The 5,789-nt window shown below is 45.0% G+C and carries 6 protein-coding genes and 1 other annotated feature; all 6 genes read right to left on the bottom strand.

The window, feature by feature from the left end; genetic code table 11:
• Nucleotides 1-12: 12 nt before the first annotated feature.
• Nucleotides 13-783 carry a 23S rRNA (guanosine(2251)-2'-O)-methyltransferase RlmB gene (gene rlmB / locus WEIDD23_RS03210; RefSeq protein ID WP_029237459.1) on the bottom strand — a complete coding sequence of 257 codons (771 nt, stop codon included), beginning with the start codon at nucleotides 781-783 and terminating at the stop codon, nucleotides 13-15.
• A gap of 106 nt (nucleotides 784-889) precedes the next feature.
• Nucleotides 890-1,318, bottom strand: coding sequence for a Mini-ribonuclease 3 (locus tag WEIDD23_RS03205; protein ID WP_010372150.1), 429 nt, complete (start codon nucleotides 1,316-1,318; stop codon nucleotides 890-892).
• 54 nt (nucleotides 1,319-1,372) lie between these two features.
• Complete coding sequence (locus WEIDD23_RS03200; protein WP_043707951.1) at nucleotides 1,373-1,852, bottom strand: S-ribosylhomocysteine lyase; 480 nt, start codon at nucleotides 1,850-1,852, stop codon at nucleotides 1,373-1,375.
• Nucleotides 1,853-1,854: 2 nt separating this feature from the next.
• Nucleotides 1,855-2,709 (bottom strand): MetQ/NlpA family ABC transporter substrate-binding protein, encoded by an 855-nt coding sequence (locus WEIDD23_RS03195; RefSeq protein ID WP_010372145.1) that lies wholly within the window; start codon nucleotides 2,707-2,709, stop codon nucleotides 1,855-1,857.
• A 4-nt stretch (nucleotides 2,710-2,713) separates the two neighbouring features.
• On the bottom strand, nucleotides 2,714-3,832 hold the full coding sequence (locus WEIDD23_RS03190; RefSeq protein ID WP_010372142.1) for a vitamin B12 independent methionine synthase: 1,119 nt from the start codon (nucleotides 3,830-3,832) through the stop codon (nucleotides 2,714-2,716).
• A gap of 2 nt (nucleotides 3,833-3,834) precedes the next feature.
• Entirely contained in the window at nucleotides 3,835-4,983 is a 1,149-nt protein-coding gene (locus WEIDD23_RS03185; RefSeq protein WP_062358752.1) for a trans-sulfuration enzyme family protein, read from the bottom strand.
• 175 nt (nucleotides 4,984-5,158) lie between these two features.
• Nucleotides 5,159-5,407 (bottom strand) — a binding site (T-box leader).
• Nucleotides 5,408-5,789: the final 382 nt, after the last annotated feature.

The raw sequence follows: 5,789 nt of genomic DNA, 5'->3' as shown, positions 1-5,789 counted from the left end.
TTTTTCATGTGGTTAAAGCGGGTTACGACTACTAAATGCTTGATAAATTAACAAGCTAGCTGCAACCGACGCATTCAAACTTTGGACGTGACCAACCATTGGAATCGTCAGCGTTTCATCCACCGTCTTCTTCAACAACGGTGAAATCCCCTTACCCTCATTACCAATGATTAGAGCAGTTGGACCAGCAGCATCCCAACGACGGTAATCCTTACCATCCATGTCTGTGCCAAAGACCCACAACCCACGTTCCTTAAGTTGTTCAACCGTTTGCACTAAGTTCGTCACACGTGCAACAGGCACGTGTTCAATTGCCCCTGTTGACGTTTTCGCAACAACTGATGTCAATTGTACCGCTCGGCGCTTAGGAATAATAATGCCATGCACCCCGGCCGCATCAGCCGTACGCAAAATTGAGCCTAAGTTGTGCGGATCTTCAATTGAATCCAACACCAAGAAAAATGGTGCTTCTGATTTTTCAGCTGCCTTCGCAAACAAATCGTCAATCGTTGCATATGCATAGGCCGCAATCGATAACACCACACCTTGGTGATTTTGACCATTCGTCAATTCATCTAACTTAGCTTTTGGCGCATCTTGAATAATCAAGCCCCGCTTTTTCGCTAATGCCATCACTTCATTACGAATCTTGTCAGCCAAACCACTTTGTAGCCAAACCTTGTTAATTTCTGTTTCACCCTTCAACGCCTCAACCGACGCATGGTGGCCAAACACGAACTCAGTTTGTGCCGTATCATCGACGGCTTCAGCTTCTACTCGCATTTCACGCTTCTGGCGTGGTTGGCGATCGCGGTCGTTGAAACGACGGTCGGCACCGCGACGATTAGTTGGTCGTTCTTGACGTCCGCCACGATCACGACCGTTACGATTATTTGTTTGTTGTGCCATTTGCTCTCGTTCGCCCACTTTCTACTTGTTCGTATACCCAAGCCACAATCTCATCTAAACGTGCTGTTTGATTGCTAGCTGCCAAAAAACCAATCAATGCTTCAAATCCAGTCGAAATACGGTATGTCACGACATCTGTATTCTTCGCCTTTGTATGTGAATTAGCATTGCGTCCACGCTTAAAGTACACCATTTCTTCTTCAGTCAACAAATCTTCCGCTTCCATCAAGGCGTACAAAGCCGCGTGTGCTTTAGCAGACACGTAGTTCTTTGATTCACGTTGCAGGCGGGCCGGCTTCGTAATCCCTTTAGCCAACAAATGTTGACGGATGTACACTTCATACACCGCATCCCCATAATAGGCCAAATCCAAGCCATTTAATTGCTCATAATTAATCTTCTCATTCATGCTTACTATAATAACAGAAAAACCGGGCCAATGACCCGGTTTAACAAATTATGCTTATGCTTCAACGACATGACGGACAAACGGATCATCTGACAAACCGGCTTGCAAGATAACATCTGCCCACGCCTTTGCCGAATGTAAACTATGATCTTTAAAGTTACCGCACTCTCGAATAGTCGTGGCTGGGACATCATCCCACGTAATGTCATCACGAATCTTGCGCAACACGCGAGTAAACGTTTCGGCTAGCTGCGTTGGCGTGTACGACTGCCAACTGATGACATGGAACCCTGTCCGACATCCAAATGGTGAAATATCAATGATGCCATCTAGCTCATCGCGAACTAAGCTCGCAAACAAATGTTCCAATGTATGAATGCCCGCCGTCTCAATTGACGTCTCATTAGGTTGGACCAAGCGCAAATCATAATTGGCAATCGTGCCACCTTGAGGCCCGTGCTCTTCTGCAATCAAACGCACGTACGGTGCCTTAACTTGTGTGTGATCTAATGTAAAACTTTCAACTTCTGCCATAATTAATTGCCCTCCACATAACTAAGTGGCTTTTGTACCTCAACTTTGGTGCCGTGGTACTTTGCCTTAATCCATTTTTGTTCTGATGCATTGTGATACAACTTGACCAACTTTTGATAGGTCTTATTTTTAGCCTCTGACTGACGCGTTGCCAAGATATTAATATTTGCCTTCGTGCTGGTGTTAATTGACTCGCGATAAATCGAATCATGTAACACGTTCAACCCACCGGCTTGTGAGACTGAATTAGAAATCAACACCGCCGCGACCGCTTTGTCTTTCAACACGGCAACCCCAGTCGTGTCATCAATTTCCTTGAATTGAAAATGATGGGGATTGGTTGCGATATCGGCAACCCCTGAAAGGGCTGAGAAATCAGACTTCAAGGTGATTAATCCCGCCCTGGCCAATAATTTCAACCCACGGGCCGCGTCCGCATTGTCACGTGCAATGGCAATCGTTGCGCCATTCGGAATGTCTGCCACCTTCTTGTATCGATGTGAATACACACCCATTGGCTCAATATACGTCGTGCCTAACGCAGCCAGCTTCGCGGTATTAGTTTCCTTATTAAAGGCTTGAAAATAGCTATACGATTGGAACGCATTGACATCAACTTCACCTGAAGCAGTCGCTCGATTCAAGGTTGCGCCGTCGGTAAATTCTTTCACTTTAATTTGCAAATCTGCCTTTTTCGCCGCTGGTGACTTCGCAATATGACGCCAAATATCTGCATCAGAGGTGACGGATCCAACCGTTACCTTTTCAGCCGCATGTGCTGCGGTTGTGCCTGCCAGGACGCCTAAACTAACTGCTGCTAAACCCGCCACGATGGTTAACCCAACTTTATTCGTCATCGGCCTATCCCCACACTTCTTCGGCAATTTGCTTGATAAACCCTAACTTCGCCCATTGCTCATCTGGCGTCAGTGCATTACCTTCTTCGGTTGAGGCAAACCCACATTGCGTAGAAAGCGCCAAATTCTCAAGTGGCACAAATTGCGTGGCCTCCTGAATTCTCGCCTTAATATCCGTCGCTGCTTCCAGTTCTGGTGACTTACTCGTGACCAGGCCTAACACTAGCGTCACATCAGGTCGATTAGCCCAGATCGCCGTTAACGGTGTGAAATCACCAGAACGTGCGTCATCGTACTCCAAGAAGTACGTGTCGTAATGTAATTGACCCAGGTAGTCCGCTACTGGCGCATACCCACCCTCGAACAAGTACGTTGACTTAAAATTACCGCGACAAATGTGCGTCGAAATTTTGAAATCATCAGGCAAGCCATCTAACGCCTTGTTAATGACATACACGCTGTCGGCTGCAATCTTTTCATACTTTGCCCGTTCAGTTGGATTGGTGGCAAATTCGTTCAATTTACTAATCAAAAACGCCCAGGTTGTATCATCTAATTGCACATAACGTGAACCTAAATCGTAGTAATGTTGCAATGTTTCATGATAGGCCAAAGCCAAATCATCCAAGTAGTCATCCCAAGTATCATAAAATGACAAGGCATTATCTGAACGGCCATCACGGAATAACAACGTTGGTGCCGGAATGGTTGACTTCGGCTCGGTTCCTGCCGGTGCGACTGATTGTAAATACGCAAAATCAGCAAAGAATGGATGATCTGGATTAAAGGCAATTTTGCCAGTCAACCGGACATTATCCGTACGAGTCTTCTCGCCGTGGAACTTATAGGAATCTTCTTGTACATATCGTTCAACACCGGTCAAACCCCACAGAAAGTCCAAGTGCCACCATGACCGTGCAAATTCACCATCCGTTACATCTTTCAAACCAACTTCATGCTGGTGAATAACCAAATCGTGAATTTCGTCATGTTGAATCTTTACCAAAGCCTCCTGTGTGATTTCACCAGCTGCAAAGGCTGCTCGCGCTTGCTTTAGCGTTGCTGGTCGCAAATATGAACCCACTTGATCAAAATGGTAACGTTGCTTAGTTGCTGTTGTCATAATTATTCTTCTCCTAAATATGAAAAGGCATTCGACAAATCGGCAATGATATCTGTAATGCTTTCGAGTCCCACTGAATAGCGCAATAAGCCTGGTGTAATACCACTAGCTACTTGTTCAGCTGCCGATAATTCCGCATGGGACATTTTTGGCGGATAGCTGATAATGCTTTCTACGCCACCTAAACTGACTGAGTAAATTGGAATAGTGAGATGTTTAACCAATTGTCGGGCGTTTTCAATCGACCCAACATCAAATGACAAGACTGCCCCACCATTTTTGGCTTGCGTTAATTGCACCTGATAGTTCGGATGCGTCGGTAAGCCTGGGTAATGCACGGCATTTACTTGCGGTTGGTCAGTTAACCATGCGGCCAGCTGAGTTGCACTGGCACTCGCCTGCGCCATTCGCACCCCCAGCGTTTTCATTCCCCGCAATAGCAGCCAACTGTCTAACACACCCAGGGTGGCGCCAACTGCATTTTGAATGAAATAGATTTGCTCAGCTAAATCATCCCGTTTTGTCACTGCCGTGCCAGCTAAAATATCTGAATGTCCTGCTAAAAACTTGGTAGCTGAATGTACGACGACATCAACGCCGAAATCTAGCGGCTTCTGTAAAGCAGGTGACATAAAGGTATTGTCCGCAATCGTTAAAAGATCATGCGCTTTTGCAATTGCGACAATCCCTGCAATATCGGTCACTGACAAGGTTGGATTGGAAGGCGTTTCAATATAAATCGCCTTTGTATTCGGCAAAATTGCGGCCGCGACGTCTGCTAGTTCACCACAATCAACAAACGTATGTGTGATACCAAATCGTGATAACACATCCGTTAATACACGAAATGTCCCACCATAAACGTGCGACGTCACCACGATATGGTCACCAGCTGAGAAGGTCATGAGCACACTACTAATGGCTGCCATCCCCGAACTAAAGAGATAACCATGTGTCGCATGTTCTAAAGCCGCTACCGCCTTCTCCGCTGCCAAGCGGGTTGGATTACCGCTTCTGGCGTAATCAAATTCACCTAAGTTATCAAAATCCGTTTGAGCAAACGTCGCTGATAATTGAATCGGTGTATTAACCGCTCCTGTCAGTTGATCATGCGTCGTCGTTACTTGTAAAATCTTTGTCAAATCATCCATGCCAATTTCTCCGTCTGTTTGCGCTACGAGTGTCAATTTCGTCGCATCACATTCGACTTTGGCCTAATCCCTCACCGACAACAAGACATCGGTGAATCGTCACGCATAATACTTGCATTGTCTGTCCTCCACATTTAAGTTTTGACGTAAAAAAACGTCCCGTAGCTACAATTAGCTACGGGACGTTGACACGTGTTACCACCCGGGTTTAGTTATTCCCATACGAAATAACCCTCTTTCAATACGGTCCTATGTCGGACGATATCTAAGCGCAATAACGGGCGCACCCGAATGACGCTAACACGTTTTGCTCACGTCATTCTAACTCCAAGACCATTTTCCAATTCTTCAGTTGATTAGCTCGCACCACACGCTAACTCTCTGGGCAACCGTTAAAAAGTACTTATCTCTTCTTAGTCGATATCCTTATCATAGCACCACATTAAAAAACGTCAACACTTTAATTAGAATTAGATTAGATAAAAACCTAAAAAGCAATTAATTAACACCAATAGTTAAGTTATAAACGACAATTATATCTTGGCGACGTTCCATGAACATTATTAAAAAACGCCTATTTAAAGGCACTAAGCCTTAATTCAGGCGGATTAAATTCTCGAATGCGGTACAGCTAAACGGACAGATTGTTCACTTTTTAACTTCTAATAAAGTATAATAAAAGACGTAGAATTGAGCTGATTCCTAAATAAATCTCACAATCAATAACTAATAATGTTCTCAACAAGCATTGTTTAAACCTTTCAAATCATTTCTACATCCAAAGCTTTGGCACCCCGTTCTCAACG

Source organism: Weissella sp. DD23, from assembly GCF_001579105.1.
Classification (GTDB): Bacteria; Bacillota; Bacilli; order Lactobacillales; family Lactobacillaceae; genus Weissella; species Weissella cibaria.
This window is presented reverse-complemented; position numbering and strand designations above follow the sequence as displayed.